Annotated in this window: 19 protein-coding genes and 1 pseudogene; 14 read left to right on the plus strand and 6 right to left on the minus strand. The window is 70.6% G+C overall.

The genetic code is table 11. The features are described from left to right. Window positions 1–126: 126 nt before the first annotated feature. Window positions 127–1,920 (minus strand): annotated as a pseudogene (locus ACFQZQ_RS14860) (DEAD/DEAH box helicase); the annotation flags it as partial. Between the two features lie 126 nt (window positions 1,921–2,046). Here ACFQZQ_RS14860 and ACFQZQ_RS05860 point away from each other — a divergent pair. From ACFQZQ_RS05860 to hemC, 4 genes are all read left to right on the plus strand, one after another. Then, the gene (locus tag ACFQZQ_RS05860) at window positions 2,047–2,745 is read left to right on the plus strand and encodes an alpha/beta hydrolase (RefSeq protein ID WP_386812548.1); all 699 of its coding nucleotides are present in this window, start codon (window positions 2,047–2,049) and stop codon (window positions 2,743–2,745) included. Window positions 2,746–2,852: 107 nt separating this feature from the next. Then, window positions 2,853–3,581 (plus strand): LytR/AlgR family response regulator transcription factor, encoded by a 729-nt coding sequence (locus ACFQZQ_RS05865; RefSeq protein WP_386811783.1) that lies wholly within the window; start codon window positions 2,853–2,855, stop codon window positions 3,579–3,581. 90 nt (window positions 3,582–3,671) lie between these two features. Beyond that, the gene (gene yiaA, locus ACFQZQ_RS05870; RefSeq protein WP_386811784.1) at window positions 3,672–4,127 is read left to right on the plus strand and encodes an inner membrane protein YiaA; all 456 of its coding nucleotides are present in this window, start codon (window positions 3,672–3,674) and stop codon (window positions 4,125–4,127) included. Window positions 4,128–4,194: 67 nt separating this feature from the next. After that, window positions 4,195–5,112 carry a hydroxymethylbilane synthase gene (hemC, locus tag ACFQZQ_RS05875; protein ID WP_386811785.1) on the plus strand — a complete coding sequence of 306 codons (918 nt, stop codon included), beginning with the start codon at window positions 4,195–4,197 and terminating at the stop codon, window positions 5,110–5,112. A 126-nt stretch (window positions 5,113–5,238) separates the two neighbouring features. Here the strand turns inward: hemC and ACFQZQ_RS05880 are convergent, their stop codons facing one another. The 5 genes from ACFQZQ_RS05880 to ACFQZQ_RS05900 all read right to left on the minus strand — a co-directional run bounded on the left by ACFQZQ_RS05880 (window position 5,239) and on the right by ACFQZQ_RS05900 (window position 11,120). Further along, on the minus strand, window positions 5,239–6,189 hold the full coding sequence (locus ACFQZQ_RS05880) for a dimethyl sulfoxide reductase anchor subunit family protein (protein ID WP_386811787.1): 951 nt from the start codon (window positions 6,187–6,189) through the stop codon (window positions 5,239–5,241). A gap of 40 nt (window positions 6,190–6,229) precedes the next feature. After that, entirely contained in the window at window positions 6,230–7,096 is an 867-nt protein-coding gene (locus ACFQZQ_RS05885; RefSeq protein ID WP_386811788.1) for a 4Fe-4S dicluster domain-containing protein, read from the minus strand. Further along, window positions 7,093–7,314, minus strand: a complete 222-nt coding sequence (locus tag ACFQZQ_RS05890) for a hypothetical protein (protein ID WP_386811790.1) — start codon at window positions 7,312–7,314, stop codon at window positions 7,093–7,095. The genes ACFQZQ_RS05885 and ACFQZQ_RS05890 overlap by 4 nt, the downstream gene beginning before the upstream one ends. Further along, entirely contained in the window at window positions 7,311–10,418 is a 3,108-nt protein-coding gene (locus tag ACFQZQ_RS05895; RefSeq protein WP_386811792.1) for a molybdopterin oxidoreductase family protein, read from the minus strand. The genes ACFQZQ_RS05890 and ACFQZQ_RS05895 overlap by 4 nt, the downstream gene beginning before the upstream one ends. Before the next feature lie 123 nt (window positions 10,419–10,541). Next, window positions 10,542–11,120 carry a LolA family protein gene (locus ACFQZQ_RS05900; RefSeq protein ID WP_386811793.1) on the minus strand — a complete coding sequence of 193 codons (579 nt, stop codon included), beginning with the start codon at window positions 11,118–11,120 and terminating at the stop codon, window positions 10,542–10,544. 143 nt (window positions 11,121–11,263) lie between these two features. Here ACFQZQ_RS05900 and ACFQZQ_RS05905 point away from each other — a divergent pair, with 143 nt between their 5' ends. The 10 genes from ACFQZQ_RS05905 (at window position 11,264) to xerC (ending at window position 21,590) form a co-directional block, all read left to right on the plus strand. Then, a complete protein-coding gene (locus tag ACFQZQ_RS05905; protein WP_386811795.1) occupies window positions 11,264–12,232 on the plus strand; it encodes a helix-turn-helix transcriptional regulator in 969 nt (322 codons plus the stop codon). After that, window positions 12,232–13,158, plus strand: a complete 927-nt coding sequence (locus ACFQZQ_RS05910) for a patatin-like phospholipase family protein (RefSeq protein ID WP_386811797.1) — start codon at window positions 12,232–12,234, stop codon at window positions 13,156–13,158. The genes ACFQZQ_RS05905 and ACFQZQ_RS05910 overlap by 1 nt, the downstream gene beginning before the upstream one ends. A 203-nt stretch (window positions 13,159–13,361) precedes the next feature. Next, on the plus strand, window positions 13,362–13,694 hold the full coding sequence (locus ACFQZQ_RS05915; protein WP_386811798.1) for a hypothetical protein: 333 nt from the start codon (window positions 13,362–13,364) through the stop codon (window positions 13,692–13,694). A gap of 147 nt (window positions 13,695–13,841) precedes the next feature. Further along, the gene (locus tag ACFQZQ_RS05920) at window positions 13,842–15,980 is read left to right on the plus strand and encodes a prolyl oligopeptidase family serine peptidase (RefSeq protein WP_386812549.1); all 2,139 of its coding nucleotides are present in this window, start codon (window positions 13,842–13,844) and stop codon (window positions 15,978–15,980) included. Window positions 15,981–16,140: 160 nt separating this feature from the next. Then, entirely contained in the window at window positions 16,141–18,288 is a 2,148-nt protein-coding gene (locus ACFQZQ_RS05925; RefSeq protein ID WP_386811800.1) for a S9 family peptidase, read from the plus strand. Between the two features lie 91 nt (window positions 18,289–18,379). Continuing rightward, window positions 18,380–18,784 (plus strand): YbaN family protein, encoded by a 405-nt coding sequence (locus ACFQZQ_RS05930; protein ID WP_386811801.1) that lies wholly within the window; start codon window positions 18,380–18,382, stop codon window positions 18,782–18,784. A 56-nt stretch (window positions 18,785–18,840) separates the two neighbouring features. Then, window positions 18,841–19,137 (plus strand): LPS translocon maturation chaperone LptM, encoded by a 297-nt coding sequence (gene lptM / locus ACFQZQ_RS05935; RefSeq protein ID WP_386811803.1) that lies wholly within the window; start codon window positions 18,841–18,843, stop codon window positions 19,135–19,137. Further along, the gene (gene dapF / locus ACFQZQ_RS05940; protein ID WP_386811804.1) at window positions 19,130–19,993 is read left to right on the plus strand and encodes a diaminopimelate epimerase; all 864 of its coding nucleotides are present in this window, start codon (window positions 19,130–19,132) and stop codon (window positions 19,991–19,993) included. The genes lptM and dapF overlap by 8 nt, the downstream gene beginning before the upstream one ends. Continuing rightward, window positions 19,990–20,667 (plus strand): DUF484 family protein, encoded by a 678-nt coding sequence (locus ACFQZQ_RS05945; protein WP_386811806.1) that lies wholly within the window; start codon window positions 19,990–19,992, stop codon window positions 20,665–20,667. Before dapF ends, ACFQZQ_RS05945 begins: the two co-directional genes overlap by 4 nt. Further along, on the plus strand, window positions 20,667–21,590 hold the full coding sequence (xerC, locus tag ACFQZQ_RS05950; RefSeq protein ID WP_386811807.1) for a tyrosine recombinase XerC: 924 nt from the start codon (window positions 20,667–20,669) through the stop codon (window positions 21,588–21,590). Before ACFQZQ_RS05945 ends, xerC begins: the two co-directional genes overlap by 1 nt. The last annotated feature ends 149 nt before the right edge of the window (window positions 21,591–21,739 follow it).

Consider the following 21,739-nt stretch of genomic DNA (forward strand, 5'->3'; position numbering starts at 1 on the left):
TGGATCTCCAAGAGTCGCCGCGCCGGCCTGCTTCTCCAAGCCAACGAATGAAGATTCGCTGCGATCATCGGCGTCGTCGTACTCCGGACCCTCACCCCAACCCCTCTCCCGACGGGAGGGGGGCTCAAGCCGCGCCGCAATTTCTTCGCGCAACCGCGACACGCCATACGACAACTCGTCGGAACGCCCGGGCGCCTCGCCGAGCCAGAACGGAATGCTCGGCGGCGCGCCCTGCGCGTCCTCCACCCGCACGCGGCCGGTCTCGACGCGCAGGATCCGGTAGCTGGCGTTGCCGAGCTGGAACACGTCGCCGGCGAGGCTCTCGATCGCGAAGTCCTCGTTGACGTTGCCGATCGCGATCGCCTGCGGTTCCAAGATCACCGCGTAGTCACCGGTGTCGGGAATCGTGCCGCCGGACATCACCGCGGTCATGCGCGCGTTCTTGCGGCCGCGCAGGCGGCGGTGCACGGCGTCGCGGTGCAGGTAGCCCGCGCGCGGGCCGCGACGGGTGGTGAAGCCGTCGGCGAGCATCCGCACCAGCGCGTCGAAATCCGCGCGCGCCAGCTGCGCGTACGGCCAGGCGCGGCGCAGCCAGTCGTACAGCGCGTCCTCGTCCCATTCGCGCAGCGCCACTTCCGCCACGATCTGCTGCGCGAGCACGTCCAGCGGTGCGCGCGGGATGGTCAGCGCGTCGAGTTCGCCGCGGCGCACGCAGTCGAGCAGCGCCGCGCATTCGACCAGGTCGTCGCGCGACTGCGGGAACAGCCGGCCTTTCGGCACGCCACCGACCTGGTGCCCGGAGCGGCCGACGCGCTGCAGGAACGCGGCGATCGCGCGCGGCGAGCCGAGCTGGCAGACCAGGTCGATGTCGCCGATGTCGATCCCCAGCTCCAGCGACGCGGTCGCGACCAGCACCTTGAGCTGGCCGTCCTTGAGGCGCTGCTCGGCATCGAGCCGCAACTCCTTGGCGAGGCTGCCGTGGTGGGCGGCAACGTGCTGCTTGCCGAGCCTGTCGGCCAGGTGCCGCGCGGCGCGTTCGGCCATGCGCCGGGTGTTGACGAACACCAGGGTGGTGCGGTGCGCCTGCACCAGTTGCGCCAGCCGCGCGTAGACCAGCTCCCATTGCGCGTTCGACATCACCGCCTGCAGCGGCACCGGCGGCAGTTCCAGCGCGAGGTCGCGCTGCTTGGCGTAGCCGATGTCGACGATCGCGCAGTCGGGCGTGCCGTCGGCCGCGACCGCCGCGGCGCCAACCAGGAAACGCGCGACCTCGTCGATCGGCTTCTGCGTCGCCGACAGGCCGATCCGCGTCAGCCGCCGCCCGCACAGTGCTTCCAGCCGCTCCAGGGTCAGCGCCAGGTGGCTGCCGCGCTTGCTCGCGGCGACCGCGTGGATCTCGTCGACGATCACCGAACGCGTGCTTGCGAGCATGCGCCGGCCGGACTCGGAGCCGAGCAGCACGTACAGCGACTCGGGCGTGGTCACTAGGATGTGCGGCGGCGTCCGCCACATCCGCGCGCGCTCGGCCGGCGGCGTATCGCCGGTGCGCACCGCGGTGCGGATCGCGACGTCGGGCAGGCCTTGGCGCGCGAGTTCGGCGCGGATCCCGGCCAGCGGCGCTTCCAGGTTGAGGTGGATGTCGTTGGACAGCGCCTTCAGCGGCGAGACGTAGACCACGGTGGTCGCGTCGGGGAGGGTGCCGTTGGCGGCCAGGCCCTCGCGCACCAGGGCGTCGATCGCGGCCATGAACGCGGTCAGGGTCTTGCCCGATCCGGTCGGCGCGGCGACCAGGGTGTGGCGCCCGGACGCGATCGCCGGCCATGCCAGCTCCTGCGCCGGGGTCGGCGCCGGGAACGCGCCGGCGAACCAGGCGGCGACGGCGGGATGGAATGCCTGCAGGGGAGACGGAGGGCGCGGCATCGGCGGATTATCCCGCCGCGTGGCGCGGCCGGGATGAACGTGCTCGGAGAAGGAGCGGGGTGGGTGTTGTCGATGGCGACCGCCATGTCGCTGGCCGCGCCCGCGCGCGGCCGCCACAATGCGGCCATGGACAAACACTTCGATCGCCAAGCCCCCGCGTTGCTCGACACCGTCGAACTGGAAACCGGCCCGTCGCCGGCCTGGAGCGTGCTCTGGCTGCACGGCCTGGGCGCGGACGGCAACGACTTCGCGCCGATCGTGCCCGAACTCGTGCGCCCCGGTTGGCCGGCGCTGCGCTTCGTGTTCCCGCATGCGCCGGTGCGCGCGGTGACGATCAACAACGGCGCGCGCATGCGGGCCTGGTACGACATCCGCGATTTCGACCTGGCCAACCGCGCCGACGCCGCCGGGGTCGAGCAGTCGGTCGCCGAGGTCGAGGCGCTGATCGCGCGCGAGCACGCGCGCGGCATCCCGGCCGAACGCATCGTGCTGGCCGGTTTCTCGCAGGGCGGGGCGGTCACGCTGGCGGTCGCGTTGCGCCGGCAGGAGCCGCTCGCCGGGCTGGTCGTGCTGTCGGCGTACCTGCCGATGGCGCCGCAGGCCGTGGGCGACGTGCCGCGGGCCGCGACCGCGCAACCGGCGTTCATCGCCCACGGCACCCAGGACCCGGTGGTGCCGTTCCAGGCCGGCCAGCACAGCGCGGCGTTGTTCCGGCAGCTCGGCTTCGAGGTGACCTGGCACGCCTACCCGATGGCGCACCAGGTCTGCGCCGAGCAGATCCGTGACCTGGGCGACTGGCTGTCGCGGCGTTTCGCCGCCGCCTGAGCTCGACCGGGATGACCGCGGTGCATGGCCGGGTGACCGACCCCGGCGGCGGGGCTACTATCACCGCGAGTCCAGCGGATGCGCCGGTGCATGGGAGCGGCAAGCCAATGAAGGTGGTGATCGCCGATGACGAACCGCTGGCCCGCGAGCGCCTGCGTGCCTTGCTGGGCGAGCAGCGCGGGATCGAGATCGTCGCCGACGCCGCCGACGGGCTGGAGGCGCTGCACGCCTGCGCCGAGCACCAGCCCGACCTGGTGCTGCTCGACATCTCCATGCCCGGCATCGACGGCCTGGAGACCGCGCGCCACCTGGCCGCGTTCGAGCCGCGCCCCGCGGTGGTGTTCTGCACCGCGTTCGACGCCCACGCGCTGTCGGCGTTCGAGGCCGAGGCGATCGACTACCTGGTCAAGCCGGTACGCGCCGAACGCCTGGCCGCGGCCCTGGAGCGCGTGCGCACGTTCGCCGCCGGGCGCGGTGCCAGCGGCGACACCCGCGCCGGCCAGCGCCGCACCCACCTGTGCGCGCGCCTGCGCGGCAGCCTGCGGCTGATCCCGATCGAGGACGTGCACTACCTGCACGCCGAAGAGAAGTACGTGATCGTCCACCACGCGCGTGGCGAGGACCTGATCGAGGAATCGCTGAAGTCGCTGGAGGAGGAGTTCGGCGAGCGCTTCGTGCGCATCCACCGCAACTGCCTGGTCGCGCGCCACGAGATCGTCGAGCTCAAGCGCGGCGCCGACGGCCACGTGCACGCGATGCTGCGCCACGGCAAGGCGCCGCTCGAGGTCAGCCGGCGCTGCGTGTCGGGCCTGCGCGAGACGCTGAAGCACCTGTAACCCCTCCACTTCCACCATCGCGACGCCGCAGGGCGCCGCGCCTGGGCGCACCCGATCATCACCTCCAACCATCGCATCGAAGGGAATCCCATGCAGACCCATCCCGCCCGCAAGCCGTCCGCCGCGTTCGTCGGTGCCTCGTGGTTCGCCCTCGTCCTCGGCATGGGCGCGTTCCTGGTCGGGCTGTGGAATGCGCAGATGCTGCTCAGCGAGAAGGGCTACTACCTGACGCTGCTGCTGTACGGGCTGTTCGCCGCGATCTCGGTGCAGAAGAGTGTGCGCGACCGCCTCGACGGCGTGCCGGTGACCGCGCTGTACCACGGCCTGGCGTGGTTCGCGGTGGTCTCGGCGCTGCTGCTGCTGTTCGTCGGCCTGTGGAACGCCCAGCTGGTGCCCAGCGAGAAGGGCTTTTACGGCATGGCCTACGCGCTGAGCCTGTTCGCCGCCATCGCGGTGCAGAAGAACACCCGCGACAGCCTCGCCGTCGACGGCGCGGGCACAGACGGATACCCGCGCGTGGCCGCGGCCAGCGAACTGCGCGAGTAGCGGCCTGCTCCGGGACGGGGCGGCGACGCTCCGCCCGGCGCACGGCGGCCCGGGCGATAATGCGCCGATGGACACGCTACGCATCGCCACCCGCAAGAGCCCGCTCGCCCTGTGGCAGAGCGAACACGTCGCCGCCGCGCTGCGCGCCGCGCACCCCGGCCTCGAGGTCGTGCTGGTGCCGATGAGCACGCGCGGCGACGAGGTGCTCGACCGCTCGCTCGCGGCGATCGGCGGCAAGGGCCTGTTCCTCAAGGAACTCGAACTGGCGATGCAACGCGGGCAGGCCGATTGCGCCGTGCATTCGCTCAAGGACGTACCGATGGAACTGGAGCCGGGCTTCGCGCTGCCGGCGATCCTGGAGCGCGCCGACTACGCCGACGCGTTCGTCAGCAACGACCACGCCGACATCGCATCGCTGCCGCGCGGCGCGGTCGTCGGCACGTCTTCGCTGCGGCGCCAGGCGCAACTGTGCGCGCTGCGCCCCGACCTCGTGTTGCGCGACTTGCGCGGCAACGTCAACACGCGGCTGGCCAAGCTCGACGCCGGCGAGTACGCGGCGATCGTGCTGGCGTGCGCGGGCTTGCAGCGGCTCGGCTTCGACCGGCGCATCCGCGCGCGCCTGCAGGCACCGCAGTGGTTGCCGGCACCGGCGCAGGGCGCGATCGCGATCGAGTGTCGCGACGATGCTGCCGCCATCCGCGAACTGTGCGCGGCGCTCGACCACGCCGCCACCCGCACCTGCGTCGAGGCCGAGCGCGCGATGAACCGCGCTCTGCACGGCAGCTGCCACGTGCCGGTTGCCGCGTTCGCGCGGCTCGATGGCCAGCACCTGCACCTGCACGGTCTGGTGGGCTCGGCCTCCGATGGCCGCGCCGTGCGTGCCGACGCCGCCGGGCGCGGCGATGCGCCCGATTGCCTCGGGCTGGAAGTCGCGCAGGTGCTGTTGGCGCAGGGTGCGGCGGAGCTGATCGGGGAGATCGGATGAGTCGCGGCGCGGGATCCGCCGGCACCAGCGTTCGCGCGAGGTGCGTAGGGCGGGTTTCAACCCGCCGTCCGGCGATCCTTGGTCGCCGCGTGCCGGCGGGTTGAAACCCGCCCTACCCCGGCGCGCTCAGTAGTACAGCGTCACCAGGTGGCGCGCCTGCGCGAAGAACAGCCAGCGCTCGACCACCGCGCCGAGCAACGCTGACAGCGAGGCCAATGGCAAGACCACGGGCGCGCTCGCCGGGATCACCCACGCGATCAGCGCCGCGAGCGCCGGCACCGCGCCGAACAGGACCACGGCGATCACCCGCAGCCGGCGCGCATGCTTGCGCGCGACCACGAAGCCCATCTCGCGGGTGAGGTAGTTGTCCTGCGTGTGCGGACGCTCGAACACGCTGATTTGCCGACCCGGCAGGCCGACCGCGTCGCCACGCGTGGCCGGCAGCGCCAGCGCGTCGATCGCGCGCCAGTAGCGCCACTTGGTGGCGCCGGCAGCGATCGCCGCAATCGCGAGCACTCCCGCCACGGCCCGCGCATCCGCGCCGGCCAGCGCCAGGCCGGCGGCCAGCAGCGCGACCCCGGTCAGCAGCGCGAACACGACGTAGGCCGGCAGCACCAGCCGATGCCGCCACGCCGGGATCGGTTTGAGCGAGGCGTAGATCATCGCGGTGCAGACCACGGTCGCGCCCGCGCCGACGATCGCCAGGATGCAGGCCGCGATGCCCCAGGCGTTGCCGCGCACGGCGGGGGTATCGGCATTGGCGGCGATCAGGTTGGGCAGCAGCAGCGCGCCCAGCGCCAGCGCCGGCAGGTAGGTCAGCAGCGACGCCACGCCCTCACGCGACAGCCACGACGTGCGCCATTGCGACAGCGCGCGCCACGCCCGCAGCGGCTTGCCCAGGTGCGCGAGCGAGCTGAGCAGGCCGACGGTGATCATCGCCATCGCGAGCAGCCACAGCAGCAGCAACGCGCGCGCCGGTTGGCCGCCGACCAGGACCGACATCGCGATGGCGGCGAGCAGGCCGTAACCGGCGCCCGACAGGGTGGTGAACCAGATGACCGAGAACGCGGGGTTCATGCGGGCCTCGTTTGCGCGGCACTGCCGCGGCGCTTCGTCGTCATCGCGACAGCACCCGGTCCAGCCAGCGCATCAGCGGCGGCAGCGCGGCGGGGTCGAGCGCTTCGGCCGGTGCCGCCGGCGCAGCCTCGGTCGGTGCGTTGCCCGCGCGTCGCGGCCGCGGCGGCAGGTACTGGTTGACCGGCTTGTAGCCCAGCTGCGGCATCAGGTCGACGCCGCCGCGCGCGGCCACCAGCTGCGACACCTTCGACTCCGGATCGCCGAGGTCGCCGAAGTGGCGCGCCTTGGTCGGGCAGGCCTGCACGCAGGCCGGCTGGCGCTCGCTCTCGTCGAGGTGCTCGTTGTAGATGCGGTCGATGCACAGCGTGCATTTCTTCATCACGCCTTCGACGTGCGAGTACTCGCGCGCGCCGTACGGGCACGCCCACGAACACAGCTTGCAGCCGATGCACTTGGCCTCGTCGACCAGCACGATGCCGTCGGCCGCGCGCTTGTAGCTGGCGCCGGTCGGGCACACGGTCACGCACGCCGGCTCCTCGCAATGCAGGCAGCTGCGTGGGAAGTGCAGGGTCATCGCCGGCTGCGCGGCTTCGCTGGCGAGGCTGTTGGTGGAACTGCAGGCGGTGGCGGTGGCGCTGGCGCCGCCGCGCAGACCGAGGGCATCGTGGCCGCCGGGATCGAACGCCGGCGTCGTGAAATCTGTCGCGGCGACCTCGTAGCTGTGCACGCGGTTGAACCAGACGCCGGTCGGGTCCTTGCCGTACGGCTGCTCGTCGGTCAGCGGCGCGGCGAAGCCGCCGGCGTTCCACTCCTTGCAGCTGACCGCACAGGCGTGGCAGCCGACGCAGGTGTCGAGGTCGATCACCAGGCCCATCTTGACCTTCGACGGGGGTGGCAGCGCGGTCATTTCGATTTTCTTCCGGTGCTGATCAGCCAGACGCCGACCGCGAAGATCGCGATGCCCACGCTCACGCTGGGCAGCAGCGCCACCAGCACCGGTGTCAGCGAGGTGGCGCGGGCCGCCGACGCGCCAACCGGATCGAGCACGCCCAAGGCGAGCAGCACCACCAGCGCAAAGCCAATGGCGATGCACAGCCAGCCGGCGAGCAGGCGCATCGGCTTCATGGGGTGTCCTTGCGACGGGCGTTCTTGTCGCGAAAGCCGATGCCGTAGCGCAACGGCTTGTTGTCGGCGGCGGCGAATTCCAGCGGCACGAATTGCGGTTCGCTCTGCCGGTCGTCATCGGTCGCGCGGGGCGCGTTCGGCGGCGTGGCCTTGGCGATGCGCACGCGCAGGTCGAACCACGCCGCCTGGCCGGTGACCGGGTCGGCGTTGGCGTAGTCGCCGCGCGGCGTGATGTCGCTGATCAGGTGGTTGAGCAGGAAGCCCTGGCGGCCTTCCGGCGCATCCTTGGCCAGCCGCCACGCGCCCTTGCGCTTGCCGATCGCGTTCCAGGTCCAGACCGTGTCGGGTTGGGTGTTCGCGGCGAAGCGGGCCTGCACGGTGATCGTGCCGTGGTGCGATTGCACCGTCACCCAGTCGTCGTCGCCGATGCCGTGGCGCGCACCGGTGTCCGGGTGCAGGTACAGGTAGTTGCGCGCGCTGATCTGCCGTAGCCACGCGTTCTGCGAACCCCAGGCGTGGTACATGAACATCGGTCGCTGGGTAACGGCGCTGAGCGGGAAAGGATGATCGCCGGTCCGGCCCTCGCGCACAGCGCTCGGGCGTTCGTCGACGCGCGAACCCGTGGTTCGCAAACGCGCCTCCTTACCCTGAGCGCCCTCGAACGGCTCGTACCAGATCGGCAGCGGATCGAAGTAGGTCGCGACGCGCTCGCGGTGCTGTTCGGGTGGCTGGTGGTCGCCGTGGCCCTGCGCGGCGAGTCGGAACTTCTGCAGCGTTTCCGAGTACAGCTGCAGCACGATCGGCTCGGCGTGGCCGAGGAAACCCATCTTCTGGGCCCAGTCCAGGTAGCCGCGGTTGGCCATCTTGAAGTAGCGCGCGTGCGCAGGCAGTTCGCTTCGCCAGAAGCCGCCGTGCTCGATGTAGCGCTCGAGCTGTTGCGGGTTCGGCGCGCCCTTGGCCTCGAGCTCGCCGTGCTCGCCGCGCCAGCCCGCGAGCAGACCGACGCCTGGCGCGCGTTCGTGGCGGACGATGTAGTCGGCGTAATCGCGGTAGCGCGGACTGCCATCCTCCAGGGTCATGCCCGGCAAACCCAGGCGCGCGCCTAGATCGAGCAGCATCGACTGGAAGCCACGCACGTCGCGGCCTGGCGACTGCGTCGCCGCATCGAGCACCGGGTGGCGGATCGCATCGGCCGCGCCGTCGGCATCGGAGATCGGCCGGTCCAGCATCGAGATCGCATCGAAGCGTTCCAGGTACGTCGTGTCCGGCAGGATCAGGTCGGCATACGCGACCATCTCCGACGCATACGCGTCGGCGTAGATGATGCGCGGGATCCTGTACTCGCCGCTGGCGTCCTTGTCGGTCAGCCAGGCGATGGTCTCGGCCGTGTTCATCGCCGAGTTCCAGCTCATGTTGGCCATGAACATCAGCAGCGTGTCGATCCTGTACGGGTCGCCGGCCCAGGCGTTGCGGATCACCGTGTGCATCATCCCGTGCGCACTGAGCGGGTACGCCCACGAGAACGCGTGGTCGATCCGGCGCGGGTGGCCGTCGGCATCGACCAGCAGGTCCTCGGGTGCATGCACGAAGCCCAGCGGCGCGGCATCGAGCGCACCGTTCGCCTGGCGGGTCTTGCCGGGGCGGTTCGGCGGCGGGACCGGCTTCGGGAACGGCGGCTGGTAGCGGAACGAACCGGGCGTGTCGACCGCGCCGAGCAGCAGCTGCAGCAGGTGCAGCGCGCGGCAGGTGTGGAAGCCGTTGCTGTGCGCGCTGATGCCGCGCATCGCGTGCATCGCGACCGGCCGGCCGACCATTTCGCTGTGCTCGCGGCCGTGGGCGTCGGTCCATGCGATCGGCAGCGTGACCGGGTGCTCGAACGCGGCCTCGGCCAACTCGCGCGCAATGCGGCGGATAGTGTCGGCGGGGATGCCACAGCGTTCGCTCACGGCGTCGGGCGCGTATTGCGGATCGAGGTAGCGTTCGGCGACCAGTTGGAACGACGGCACCGCGCGGCGGCCGTCGGCGAGCGTGTATTCGCCGACCACAGCCGGCGAGATATCGATGGCGTCGGCGAGGGCTTCTGCTCCTCCCCTTGCGGAAGCAGGGGGAGGTTGGGAGGGGGTGCTTCCGGCAGCCAGCGTTTCGTCCAGCGCCCGACCAACCCCTCCCCAACCCTCCCCTTCGCTACGCGAAAGGGAGGGGGCAGAAGCGGCGCTGCGGTCCCAGCACAACGGCCGCCCCTCGCCGTCGCGCGCAAACAGGCCGTCGTCGGCGCCGCCGGGGTTGCGGATTACCAGCCAGTGCGCGTTGGTGTAACGCACCAGGTAGTCGAGGTCGATCCGGTCGGCGTTGAGCAACTCGTGGATCAGCGCGAACGCGAACAGGCCGTCGGTGCCGGGGCGGATCCCGATCCACTCGTCGGCGATCGCGCCGTAGCCGCTGCGCACCGGGTTGACCGCGATGATCTTGGCGCCGCGCGCCTTGAGCTTGCCCAGGCCGAGCTTGATCGGGTTGGAGTCGTGGTCCTCGGCCACGCCCCACATCATGAAGATGCGCGCGTGCTCCCAGTCGGGCTCTCCGAACTCCCAGAACGAACCGCCCAGCGTGTACAGCCCGCCGGCGGCCATGTTGACCGAGCAGAAACCGCCATGCGCGGCGTAGTTGATGGTGCCGAACTGCTGCGCCCACCAGCCGGTCAGCGCCTGCGACTGGTCGCGGCCGGTGAAGAACGCGAGCTCATCGGGGTTGCGCGCGCGGATCGGCGCGAGCCAGTCGGTCGCGATCGACAGCGCCTCGTCCCACTCGATCTCCTTGAACTCCGCCTTGCCGCGTTCGCCCACGCGCAGCAGCGGCTTGTCCAGCCGCGCCGGCGAGTAGTGCTGCATGATTCCGGCCGAGCCTTTCGCGCACAGCACGCCCTGGTTGACCGGATGCGCGGGGTTGCCCTGGATGTAACGAATCATCTTGCCTTGGGGCCCGCCGTCGGTGAGCCAGACCTTGATGCCACAGCGGCAGGCGCACATGTAGCAGGTCGTGGTCTTGACCTCGTCGCCGGGCGAGGGCGAGGTGTCGATGAACGGTTCGTCGGGCACGTGCGGGCGCATGCGGGGCATTGTGCCTACCCCGCCCACCAACCGCGAGCGCATGCGCTGCACAGCCCGTGATGGCGTCTGGAATCGCTGCGTGCCGCTTTCACGCGTTGGCCGTGGCCACGCGAGCCGCGCGGACTATCTGGGTGGGTCGATGCGGATCGCCGGATCGTTGTAGCGCGAGTAGCGGATCGTGGTGGTCACCGCCTGCCCCTGCAGTTCGCCGTCGCTGGCCACCTGCAGCGGGTAGCCGTCGGTGCCGATCCACAGCGTCACCATGCCCGCTTGCGGCGGCGGGTGGTCGATGCGGAACTTGCGCGCGGGCTGCTCGCCCAGCGTTTCCTCGCCCAATGCCGTGACCGTCATGTCGGCGGCGTTCTGCGCCAGCCGTACCGGATCGCGCCACTGCAGCAGGGTGTCATCGGTGATCGCCGTCGCGCTTGGCTTGCCGTCGACGGCGACGAACAGCACGTCACCGATCACGACCTGCTCGGCCGCGTCCTCGCCGCGCATCCGGTAGCGCCCGGGGGCGACGAACTCGAGCCGTCGGCGCTGGGTGACCGCGCCAGTGATCAGAATGTCGGCATGGAAGCTGCGGGCGGCGAGGAACTGGTCGATCGCCGCATTCACGTCTTCGCGCGGCCCGGCCCACGCCGTTGGCGCCAGCCACGCAGCGAAGCAGGCTGCCAGCACGATCCCGCGCATCGACGCCTTCATGACCGTTCCCTGAGGTATATCAGTAGCGGCCAACGCAAGGCCGATGCCATGCTTAACGCAGGACGCCGGCAGCACCAGCCAGCCCGGACGCGCCGGCGCTCTTCCGCCAATCCCTCTCCAGCGAGTAGCCACCAGCCCCCGCCATGGAACGCATCGAACGCATCCACGCCCTGCACCGGATCCTGACCGCGTCGCGCTACCCGGTGACGGTGCAGCGCCTGCAGGAGGACCTGGAGTGCTCGCGGGCGACGGTCTACCGCGACCTGGCCTACCTGCGCGATTACCTGATGGCGCCGGTGACCGGCAACGGCGAGGCCGGCTTCCGCTACGACCACAGCGACGGCCAGCGCTTCGAGCTGCCGGGCCTGTGGCTGAGTTCGGAGGAGCTGCATTCGCTGCTGGCCGCGCAGCAGCTGCTGCTGCGCACCGGTGGCGGCGTGCTGTCGAACGCGTTGGCGCCGCTGCAGCACCGCATCGAGAAGCTGCTCGACGAGCACGCCGGCGGCCGCCGCGTGCCGGTCGAGCGCGTGCGGGTGATCCCGCACCGCACGCGCAAGCTCGACGAGACCGCGTTCCGCAACGTCGCCACCGCGGTGCTGGACCGCAAGCAGCTCGCGTTCGAGTACCGCGCGCGCTCCACCGACGAGCGCACGCGCCGGCTGGTGTCGCCGCAGCGCCTTACCCACTACCGCGAGAACTGGTACCTCGATGCCTGGGACCACGAACGCGACGCGCTGCGCAGCTTCTCGGTCGACCGCATCGCCGCAGCGAAGTTGTCCGACGACGCGGCGCGCGACGTGCCCGACGAGGAACTCGACCGCCAGCTCGCATCGAGCTATGGGATCTTCTCCGGAACCCCGAAAGGCTGGGCGACGATCGTATTCAATGCCCGCGCCGCGCGCTGGGTCGCCGACGAGCACTGGCATTCGCAGCAGCAGGGGCGGTTCCTGGCCGACGGTCGCTACGAGTTGAAGGTGCCGTTCAGTTCCGGCCGCGAGCTGCTGATGGACGTGCTGCATTACGGTGCCGACGCCGAGATCGTCGAGCCGCCGTCGCTGCGCGAGCAGGCACGCGCGCTGCTGTCGCTGGCGCTGAGCCAGTACGACCGCTGATGGCCGCCGACGCCCCGAAGATCGCACGCGGCGAACGCGTGGCGCTGGTGCTCGGCGCCGGCGGCGCGCGCGGGCTGGCGCAGATCGGCGTGATCGAGGCGCTGCAGGCGCGGGGGCTCAACATCGTCGCGGTGGCCGGTTCCTCCAGCGGCGCGCTGGTCGGCGGCCTGTTCGCGGCCGGCAAGCTGGGCGCCTACCGCGACTGGCTGTTCGGCCTGAGCCGCACCGACATGCTGCGGCTGCTCGACCCGGTGTTCGGCAGCGCGGCGCTGTTCCGCGGGCACCGGTTGATGCAGGCCTTGCGCGAGCTGACCGGCCATGTCCGCATCGAGGAGCTCCCGGTAGATTTCACCGCGGTCGCGGTCGACCTGCTGCGGCAGCGCGAGGTCTGGCTGCGCGAGGGCGACCTGTGGGACGCGGTGCGCGCCTCGATCGCGATCCCGGGCCTGTTCACGCCCTACGAAGTGCACGGCCGCGAGCTCGTCGACGGCGGCCTGCTGGCGCCGTTGCCGATCGCGGCCACGCGCCTGTCGGACGCGCACCGGCTGATCGCGGTCGACATGCACGGCTGGCCGCAGCGCCCGCCGGGCAGCCCGGCCGAGCCCGGGCGCGAGGATGCGCGCGAGGCTCCGAGCCGCTCGCGGCTGGGCGAGTGGTTCGAGCGCCGCCTGCACCGCGATGCGCAAGCGGCCGAGGCGGACGGGCCGGTGCAGCATCCGCCGGTGGGCTTCACCGAACTGATGGCGCGCTCGCTCGACACCATGCAGGCGCAGATCGCGCGCGTGCAGCTGGCGCTGGACCCGCCCGAGCTGGTGATCCGCATCCCGCGCGATGCCTGCCAGTTCTACGAGTTCTGGCGCGCCAAGGAGTTGATCCAGATCGGCCGCGCCGAGGCCGACAAGGCGCTGGACGCGGCCGGGTACTAGCGCCCCGAGCAACCTGTAGATGTCATCCCGAACGAAGTGAGGAACCTGCTGTCGGTCCGTCACAAGCGCATCGGCTGGGGAGGTATCGTCGGACGCCGGCGCGGCCTCAGCTACGACGCTGGTTGGGGATCATCGGGGGCCGGTCGCAGCCCCTGAGACGGCCCGGCGGGATGGTGGCGTCCACCGCCTTCGGAGCCATCGCCATGATCGCCACGTCCTCCCCGACCCGCGCCCGCCCCGCGTCCGAGATCGACCCGCGCCTCGACGCGGCGCTGCGTTACGCCGTGGCGATCGGCGCGGTGCTGGTGTTGCTGCTGCCGGCCGCGCGCGCCAGCCACGCGGCGATCGGCTGGTTGCCGCTGTGGCTGCTGGCGATGCCGCTGGCCGCGTGGTGGGCGTTGCACCGGTTCCCGCTGCCGATGCGGGCCGTCACCCTCGCGGCCTCGACGCAGGTCGCGCGGCCGCGTCGGGTGGGCGCGCAGGCCCGGCGCCGGGTGCGTCCCGCGCCCCGTCGGGTATTGCCGCAAGCCGCTTGACCGAATGCGGCGGGAACCGGCGCGCGTGACTCGGGGCACGGCGGCGGCCGCGGAGGCGTGTGCTAGCGTTCGGGGCCGACTTTCACCCCCACCTTGCCACGCACCGGAGCCACCATGCCCACGTTTTCCCAGGCCTGCCAGAACGCCATGATGTCCGCCGGCCTGGCCGCCGCGGCCGTGGCCGGGACCGTCCACGCCGAGGAGGGCGCAACCATGAACCCACCGGCCGACCCGCATGCCTGGCTCGAGGACGTTGGCGGCGAACGCCAGCTGGGCTGGGTCAAGCAGCGCAACGCCAGCACCGAGGCTGAGCTGGCCAATACCCCGCAGTTCAAGCAGCTCGAAGCGCAGATCCGCGCGATTCTCGACTCCGACGCGAAGATTCCCGCGGTGCAGAAGATCGGCGAGCACTACTACAACTTCTGGAAGGACGCGCAGCACCAGCGCGGCCTGTGGCGCCGCACCACGCTGGCCGAGTACCGCAAGCCGCAGCCGCAATGGGAAACGGTGATCGACCTCGACGCCCTGAACCAGGCCGAGGGCGAGAACTGGGTCTGGCACGGCGCCGACTGCCTCAAGCCGGTGCCCCCGAACAAGGTGTACGAGCGCTGCCTGGTCGCGCTGTCGCGCGGCGGCGCCGATGCCGATGTCACCCGCGAGTTCGACCTCAAGAACAAGGCCTGGCTCAAGGACGGTTTCTATCGCGCCGAAGCCAAGGGCGCACTGGGCTGGATCGACCAGGACCACGTCTACGTCTATACCGACTTCGGACCCGGCACGATGACCTCCTCGGGCTACCCGCGCGTGGTCAAACAGTGGCGGCGCGGCACGCCGCTGGCCAGCGCCAGCGTGGTCTACGAGGGCCAGGCCGACGACATGTACATCGCGGCGATGCACGACGACACGCCCGGTTACGCGCGCGATTTCGTCAGCCGCACGCTGGCGTTCTACAACGACGAGCTGTACCTCAGGGGCAGTGAGGGCAAGCTGGCCAAGATCGACGCGCCGAACTCCGCCAACAAGTCGGTGCACAAGGACTGGCTGGTGCTGGAGCTGCGCGAGGCCTACGCGGCCGGCGGCAAGACCTACCCGGCCGGCAGCCTGCTCGCGGCGAATTTCGATGACTTCATGGCCGGCAAGCGCGAGTTCACCACCCTGTTCGCGCCGACGCAGCGAACCTCGCTGGCCGGTTACACCTGGACCCGGAACCACCTCGTGCTGAACGTGCTCGAGGACGTCAAGAACAGGCTCAGCGTGCTGACCCCCAACGCCCAGGGTGGGGCCGGCGAGTGGAAGCGCGAGGCCTTCGTCGGCGCGCCGACCTTCGGCACGCTCGGCGTCGACGCGGTCGATGCCGATCACAGCGACGCGGTGTGGCTGACCGCCACCGACTACCTGACCCCGAGCACGCTGGCGCTGGCCGACATCGGCCAGAAACCGGAGGTGCTCAAGACCATGCCGACGTTCTTCGACGGCAGCGCGCACGCGATCGAACAGCACTTCGCTACTTCCAAGGACGGCACCAAAGTGCCGTACTTCCTGGTCAAGCCCAAGGACCTCGCGCTCGATGGCAGCGCGCCGACCCTGCTGTACGGCTACGGCGGCTTCGAGATCTCGCTGACCCCGGGCTACTCGGGCTCGGTCGGCAAGGGATGGCTGGAGAAGGGCGGCGTGTACGCGGTCGCCAACATCCGCGGCGGCGGCGAGTACGGCCCGCGCTGGCACCAGGCGGCATTGAAAGCCAACCGGCACAAGGCCTACGAGGACTTCGCCGCGGTCGCGCGCGACCTGATCGCCAACAAGGTCACCTCCACCCCGCACCTGGGCATCCAGGGCGGCAGCAACGGCGGCCTGCTCACCGGCAACATGCTGACCCAGTACCCGGAGCTGTTCGGCGCGGTCGTGGTGCAGGTGCCGCTGCTCGACATGAAGCGCTACAGCCACCTGCTGGCCGGCGCCTCGTGGATGGCCGAGTACGGCAACCCGGACACCGCCGACTGGAGCTACATCCAGACGTTCTCGCCGTACCACCTGTTCGACGCCAAGCGCGACTACCCGCCGACCATTTTCATGACCTCGACCCGCGACGACCGCGTCCACCCGGGCCACGCGCGCAAGATGATGGCCAGGATGCTGGAGGCGAACAAGGACGTGCGCTACTACGAGAACATCGAGGGCGGCCACGGCGGCTCGGCCAACAACGCCCAGGCCGCGCACATGAGCGCGCTCGCCTTTACCTTCCTGTGGAACCAGCTCGGCGGCCAGGAGGTCACCGGCAGCAAGTAAGCCTCAGGCTTGGTCTTAGGGCCGCGGACCAGGTTCGTGATTCCCGGCGAAAGCCGGAATCACGGCAGCGGCAGGTCGGTGCCTGCCGACAGCACCCCGCGGATTGCCAGCCGGAAAACACGCGCCACCCAGTTGCTTCTCCAGCCACCGGACCCCATCCATGAAACCGACTTCCCTCCTGCTCGCGGCCTCGCTCCTGATGACCACCTCGCTCACCGCCCACGCCGCCGCCCCGACGCCGCCCGACGCCGCCAAGAAGCCGCACCTGGTGAAGGCGCCGCACGGCGCGCAGCGCGTTGACGAGTACTACTGGTTGCGCGACGACACCCGCAAGAACCCGGAGATGCTCGCCTACCTCAACGCCGAGAACGCCTACGTCGACGCCTCGATGGCGTCGCTCAAGCCGCTCGAGAACAGGCTGTACGACGAGATCGTCGGCCGCATCAAGCAGGACGACAGCACCGTGCCGTACCGCGAGCGCGGTTACTGGTACTACTCGCGCTACGAGACCGGTCAGGACTACCCGATTTACGCGCGCCGCAGCGGCAGCATGGAGGCGGCCGAGCAGGTGCTGCTCGACGTCAACGCGATGGCCAAGGGCAAGGAGTATTTCAGCGTCGGTGACTGGGAGGTCAGCCAGGACAACGAGCTGCTGGCCTGGGCCGAGGACGCGATCGGCCGCCGCCAGTACACGATCCGCATCAAGAACCTCGCCACCGGCGAGACCTACGCCGACAGCATCTCCGGCGTGTCGGCCAACCTGGTCTGGGCCGACGACAACAAGACACTGTTCTACATCGAGAACGACCCGGAAACCCTGCTCACCGTGCGCGTCAAGAAGCACGTGCTCGGCACCCCGGCGTCGGCGGACGTGCTGGTGTACGAGGAAAAGGACGACAGCTTCTACATGGGCATCGGCCGCACCCGCGACGACAAGTACATCTGCATCGGCGTCGACAGCACCGTGGCCAGCGAGGCGCGCTGCGCCCTCGCGGCCGACCCGAAGGAGTTCGTGGTGCTCGCGCCGCGCCAGCGCGACGTCGAATACAGCGCCGACCATCACGGCGGCCGCTGGGTGATCCGTACCAACGAAGGTGGCGCCAAGAACTTCAAGCTGATGACCGCGCCCAGCGATGCGACCGCGCGCAGCCAATGGAAGGACTGGATCGCGCACCGCGACGACGTGTTCATCGAGGGCTTCGAGCTGTTCGACGGCTTCACAGCGATCGGCGAGCGGTCCGAGGGTCTCGAGCGCTTGCGCCTGCTGAAGCCCGACGGCACCCAGGAGTACGTCCAGGCCGACGAGCCCGCGTATTCGATGGGCCTGGACGTCAACGCCGAACCCGACACGCCGTGGCTGCGCTACACCTACACCTCGCTGACCACGCCGGCGACCACCTACGAGGTCAATACCACCACCGGCGAGCGCAAGCTGCTAAAGCGCCAGCCGGTGATCGGCTACGACGCCGACCGGTACGCCACCGAGCGCGTGTGGGCGACCGCAAAGGACGGCACCAAGGTCCCGGTGTCGCTGGTCTACAAGAAGGGCTTCGAGAAGAACGGCCAGGCGGCGCTGCTGCAGTACGCCTACGGCAGCTACGGCTCGTCGATGGACCCCGGCTTCAACCTGCCGGTGGTGAGCCTGCTCGATCGCGGCATGGTCTACGCGATCGCGCACATCCGCGGCGGCCAGGAAATGGGCCGCAACTGGTACGACGCCGGCAAGCTGTTCAACAAGAAGAATACCTTCACCGACTTCATCGACGTCACCGACTTCCTGGTCAAGGAAGGCTATGCGGCGAAGGGCCGCGTCGCCGCGTACGGCGGCAGCGCCGGTGGACTGCTGATGGGCGCAATCTCCAATATGGCGCCGGACCGGTACCGGGTGATCCTGTCGCAGGTGCCGTTCGTCGATGTGGTCACCACCATGCTCGACGCCAGCATCCCACTGACCACCAACGAGTACGACGAGTGGGGCAACCCGGAGAAGAAGGAGTACTACGACTACATGCTGTCGTACTCGCCGTACGACAACCTGAAAGCGCAGGACTACCCGGCGATGTTCGTCGGCACCGGGCTGTGGGACTCGCAGGTGCAGTACTTCGAACCGGCCAAGTACGTCGCCCGCCTGCGCGACCTCAACACCTCCGAGCAGCCGGTGCTGTTCCGCACCAACATGGACGCCGGCCACGGCGGCAAGTCCGGCCGTTTCCGCCGCTACCGCGAACTGTCGGAGATGTACGCGTTCACCCTCGACCAGCTGGGCGTGCCCAGTGGCGATGCCGGCGCGACGAACGCGGCGAAGTAGCGCGCCCTGGCTCCCTCCCTTGCGAAGCAGGGGAGGGTTGGGGAGAGGTCCTCTTCGCCCGATGCCGAATCCACCCCACACGGCCGCGCCGATGCCCGCTCCTGCATCACCCGAACCACCTGCGACCGGCCGCTTCCGCTGGGCCTGGTGGCTACTCGCCTACGCCAGCCTGGGCCTGGGCCTGGTCGGCATCGTGGTGCCGGGCCTGCCGACGGTGCCGTTCGTGCTGCTGGCCGCGTTCGCCGCGGCGCGAGGTTCGCAGCGCTTGCACGGGTGGCTGCTCGCGCACCGCCAGTTCGGCCCGGTGATCCGCGACTGGGAGGCGCACGGGGCGGTCAGCCGCCGCGCGAAACGGCTGGCGCTGGCGATGATGGCCGCGTGCGCGGTGTTGCTGTTCCTGACCGCACCGCGCGCGTGGATGGCGGCGACCGGCACCGCGGTCATGGCGCTGGTGGCGAGCTGGCTGTGGTCGCGACCGGAACCTCCGGCATCGTGAACCGGCGCGAGCGCGTGGTCGTTGAGCCGCGCCGACGCCGCGCTACACTCCCCGGCATGAACCTGAAGCTCGCCATTGCACTGATCGCGTTGTCTTTGCCGCTCGCCGGCTGTGGCAACAAGGGGCCGCTGGTACTGCCGTCGAAGCCGGTTCCGGTCGAGGCCGACCTGCTGCAGGCCGAGCCGCCCGCGGACGCCGCCAGCACCGACGACGCAACCGCGCCGCCGCCCGCCGCCGACGCGCTCGACCCGGCGACCGACCTCGCTACGCCGCCGCCGGATCCCGCCACCGACGAGCCGGCCACCGAGCCCGTCCCGCCCACCCCGCCCACCAACGATGGCGGCAATGGCTGACGAAGCTGCGCGCGCGCCGGGCCAGCCTCTGCGCTTCAGCAAGATGCACGGCGCCGGCAACGATTTCGTGGTGATCGACCTGCGCGGCGGCCGGCCGCCGCCCGATGCCGCGCAGTGCCGCGCGCTCGCCGACCGCCACACCGGCGTGGGCTGCGACCAGATCCTCACCGTCGAGGACCCCACCGACGCCGGCGCGCTCGCGCGCTACCGCATCTGGAACGCCGACGGCTCGCCGTCGCAGCAGTGCGGCAACGGCGCGCGCTGCATCGCTGCGTGGCTGGTGCGCGATGGCGTCGCAGGCGGCACCGACTTCGCGCTCGACAGCCCGGTCGGCCGCCACGCGGTCACGCGCCTGGGCGACGACCGCTACCGCATCGTGATGGGCGTGCCGCAGTTCGATCCGCCACGCATTCCCCTGCACGGCTTCGCCGACGAGCAGGAGCAGTACGTGATCGACCTGCGCGACAACCTGCTGGGCTTCGGCGCGGTGTCGATGGGCAACCCGCACGCGGTGATCGAGGTCGACGACGTCGATGCGGCGCCGGTCGAGACCATCGGCCCGCTGCTGCAGGCCAGCGACGCGTTCCCGCAATCGGCCAACGTCGGTTTCGCGCAGGTGCACTCGCGCGCCCGCGTGCAACTGCGCGTCTACGAACGCGGCGCCGGCGAGACCCTCGCGTGCGGCAGCGGCGCGTGCGCCGCGGCGGCGGTGCTGATGCGGCGCGGCCGCGTCGATCGCGAGGTCACCATCGCCATGCCCGGCGGCGACTTGCAGGTTTCCTGGCCGTCGGACGACGCGCCGTTGGCGATGGCCGGTCCCGCGGCTTTCGTGTTCGAGGGGGAGTGGAAGCAATGAACGAGACACAAGAAAAGCTCGGCGCGCACGAAGTGGCCGCGTGGCTGCGCCGCCACCCGCGCTTCCTGCAGCAGTTCCCCGACCTCGCGCTGACCCTGGTGGTGCCGCGCGAGGAAGGTTCGGCCTCCTCGCTGGCGAGCTACCAGCTGGAAGTGCTGCGCGACAAGAACCGCGAGCTGTCGCGGCGCCTGCAGGAACTGTTCGGCAACGCCCAGGACAACGAGCGCCTGTCGGTGCGCACCCACCAGCTCACGCTCGGGCTGATGCGCCAGGCAAGCGCCGCCGACACCGTGCGCGCGATGGCCGCCAGCCTGGCCGAGGACTTCAACGGCGACCTGGTGCGGCTGGTGCTGTTCCGGCCGGTCGCAGGTCTGGAGGACAGCGAGTGGCTGCAGGTCATCGACCAGGCCGATGCGCGCCTGCAGCCATTCCGCGATTGCCTGCGCGACGGCGAGCCGCTGTGCGGCCGCCTGCAGCCGGAGAAGCACGCGCTGCTGTATGCAGCGCGCGCGTCCGACGTGCAATCGACCGCGCTGCTGCCGTTGCCGGGCGTCGGCCTGGTGGCCGTGGGCAGTCGCGACGCGAACCGGTTCTTCCCGGGTATGGGCACGGCGTTCCTGCGGATGATGGGCGAGTCGCTGGCCACGGCGTTGCAGCGCTTCGAACGCGACTGATGCGCGCGGCCGACGCCGATGCCGGGGGCGACGTCGCGCTGGAGGTCGATGCCGTGATCGAGCAGTACCTCGCGCACCTGGCCGTCGAACGGCGGATGTCGACGCACACACTCGATGCCTACCGCCGCGACCTCACGGCCCTGTCGGCGTGGGCGTCGACCCAGGCCGTCGCGCTGATCGCCGTGGATGCCGAGCAACTGCGCGGCTTCATCGCCACCGAACACCGCCGCGGGCTGTCGCCCAAGAGCCTGCAGCGCCGCCTGAGCGCGTGCCGCAGTTTCTACGGCTGGGTGCTGCGGCACGGCCGCATCGCCGCCAACCCGGCCGCGGCGATCCGCGCGCCGAAGGCGCCGCGCAAGCTGCCGCAGGTGCTCGATCCGGACGAGACCAAGGCGTTGGTCGAGGTGCCCACCGACGCGCCGCTGGGCCTGCGCGATCGCGCGCTGCTGGAGTTGTTCTATTCCTCCGGCCTGCGCCTGAGCGAGCTGTGCGGCCTGCGCTGGCGCGACCTCGACCTCGCCGACGGCCTGGTCACGGTGCTCGGCAAGGGGTCGAAACAACGCAGCGTGCCGCTGGGTTCGCATGCGCGCAACGCGTTGGCGCAGTGGCGCACCTCCACCGGCGCCGGCAGCGAGGCGCCGGTGTTCCCGGGCCGCGCCGGCGGCCCGATCACCTCGCGCGCGATCCAGCTTCGCGTGCGCCAGCTCGCGCAGCGGCAGGGTCTGTTCAAGCGCGTGCACCCGCACCTGCTGCGGCACTCGTTCGCCAGCCACATCCTCGAATCGTCGGGCGACCTGCGCGGCGTGCAGGAGCTGCTGGGCCACGCCGACATCGCCACCACCCAGATCTACACCCACCTCGATTTCCAGCACCTGGCCAAGGTCTACGACGCCGCGCACCCGCGCGCCAAGCGCAAAGCGTAGGGCGGGTTTTCAACCCGCCGGCTTTTCGGGTCGCCTGCGTCTGGCCGCTCTTTGCTTCGCCGCCGGGTTTGTCGCGGCCATCGTTCGCGACGGCGGGTTGAAACCCGCCCTACGTGGCTGGTAGCGACGCAAGCGAGGATCGCGGCGCG

Origin of the sequence: Lysobacter koreensis, assembly GCF_042677045.1 — a bacterium.
Lineage (GTDB): Bacteria > Pseudomonadota > Gammaproteobacteria > Xanthomonadales > Xanthomonadaceae > Lysobacter_K > Lysobacter_K koreensis.

Coding starts and splice junctions, on each gene's coding strand:
- hemC (WP_386811785.1), top strand. CDS start 4,195: ATGGACACGCTACGCATCGCCACCCGCAAGAGCCCGCTCGCCCTGTGG.
- ACFQZQ_RS05865 (WP_386811783.1), top strand. CDS start 2,853: ATGAAGGTGGTGATCGCCGATGACGAACCGCTGGCCCGCGAGCGCCTG.
- ACFQZQ_RS05920 (WP_386812549.1), top strand. CDS start 13,842: ATGATGTCCGCCGGCCTGGCCGCCGCGGCCGTGGCCGGGACCGTCCAC.
- ACFQZQ_RS05890 (WP_386811790.1), bottom strand. CDS start 7,314: ATGAAGCCGATGCGCCTGCTCGCCGGCTGGCTGTGCATCGCCATTGGC.
- ACFQZQ_RS05880 (WP_386811787.1), bottom strand. CDS start 6,189: ATGAACCCCGCGTTCTCGGTCATCTGGTTCACCACCCTGTCGGGCGCC.
- ACFQZQ_RS05910 (WP_386811797.1), top strand. CDS start 12,232: ATGGCCGCCGACGCCCCGAAGATCGCACGCGGCGAACGCGTGGCGCTG.
- ACFQZQ_RS05925 (WP_386811800.1), top strand. CDS start 16,141: ATGAAACCGACTTCCCTCCTGCTCGCGGCCTCGCTCCTGATGACCACC.
- ACFQZQ_RS05915 (WP_386811798.1), top strand. CDS start 13,362: ATGATCGCCACGTCCTCCCCGACCCGCGCCCGCCCCGCGTCCGAGATC.
- yiaA (WP_386811784.1), top strand. CDS start 3,672: ATGCAGACCCATCCCGCCCGCAAGCCGTCCGCCGCGTTCGTCGGTGCC.
- ACFQZQ_RS05895 (WP_386811792.1), bottom strand. CDS start 10,418: ATGCGCCCGCACGTGCCCGACGAACCGTTCATCGACACCTCGCCCTCG.
- xerC (WP_386811807.1), top strand. CDS start 20,667: ATGCGCGCGGCCGACGCCGATGCCGGGGGCGACGTCGCGCTGGAGGTC.
- dapF (WP_386811804.1), top strand. CDS start 19,130: ATGGCTGACGAAGCTGCGCGCGCGCCGGGCCAGCCTCTGCGCTTCAGC.
- ACFQZQ_RS05945 (WP_386811806.1), top strand. CDS start 19,990: ATGAACGAGACACAAGAAAAGCTCGGCGCGCACGAAGTGGCCGCGTGG.
- ACFQZQ_RS05885 (WP_386811788.1), bottom strand. CDS start 7,096: ATGACCGCGCTGCCACCCCCGTCGAAGGTCAAGATGGGCCTGGTGATC.
- ACFQZQ_RS05930 (WP_386811801.1), top strand. CDS start 18,380: ATGCCCGCTCCTGCATCACCCGAACCACCTGCGACCGGCCGCTTCCGC.
- ACFQZQ_RS05860 (WP_386812548.1), top strand. CDS start 2,047: ATGGACAAACACTTCGATCGCCAAGCCCCCGCGTTGCTCGACACCGTC.
- ACFQZQ_RS05905 (WP_386811795.1), top strand. CDS start 11,264: ATGGAACGCATCGAACGCATCCACGCCCTGCACCGGATCCTGACCGCG.
- lptM (WP_386811803.1), top strand. CDS start 18,841: ATGAACCTGAAGCTCGCCATTGCACTGATCGCGTTGTCTTTGCCGCTC.
- ACFQZQ_RS05900 (WP_386811793.1), bottom strand. CDS start 11,120: ATGAAGGCGTCGATGCGCGGGATCGTGCTGGCAGCCTGCTTCGCTGCG.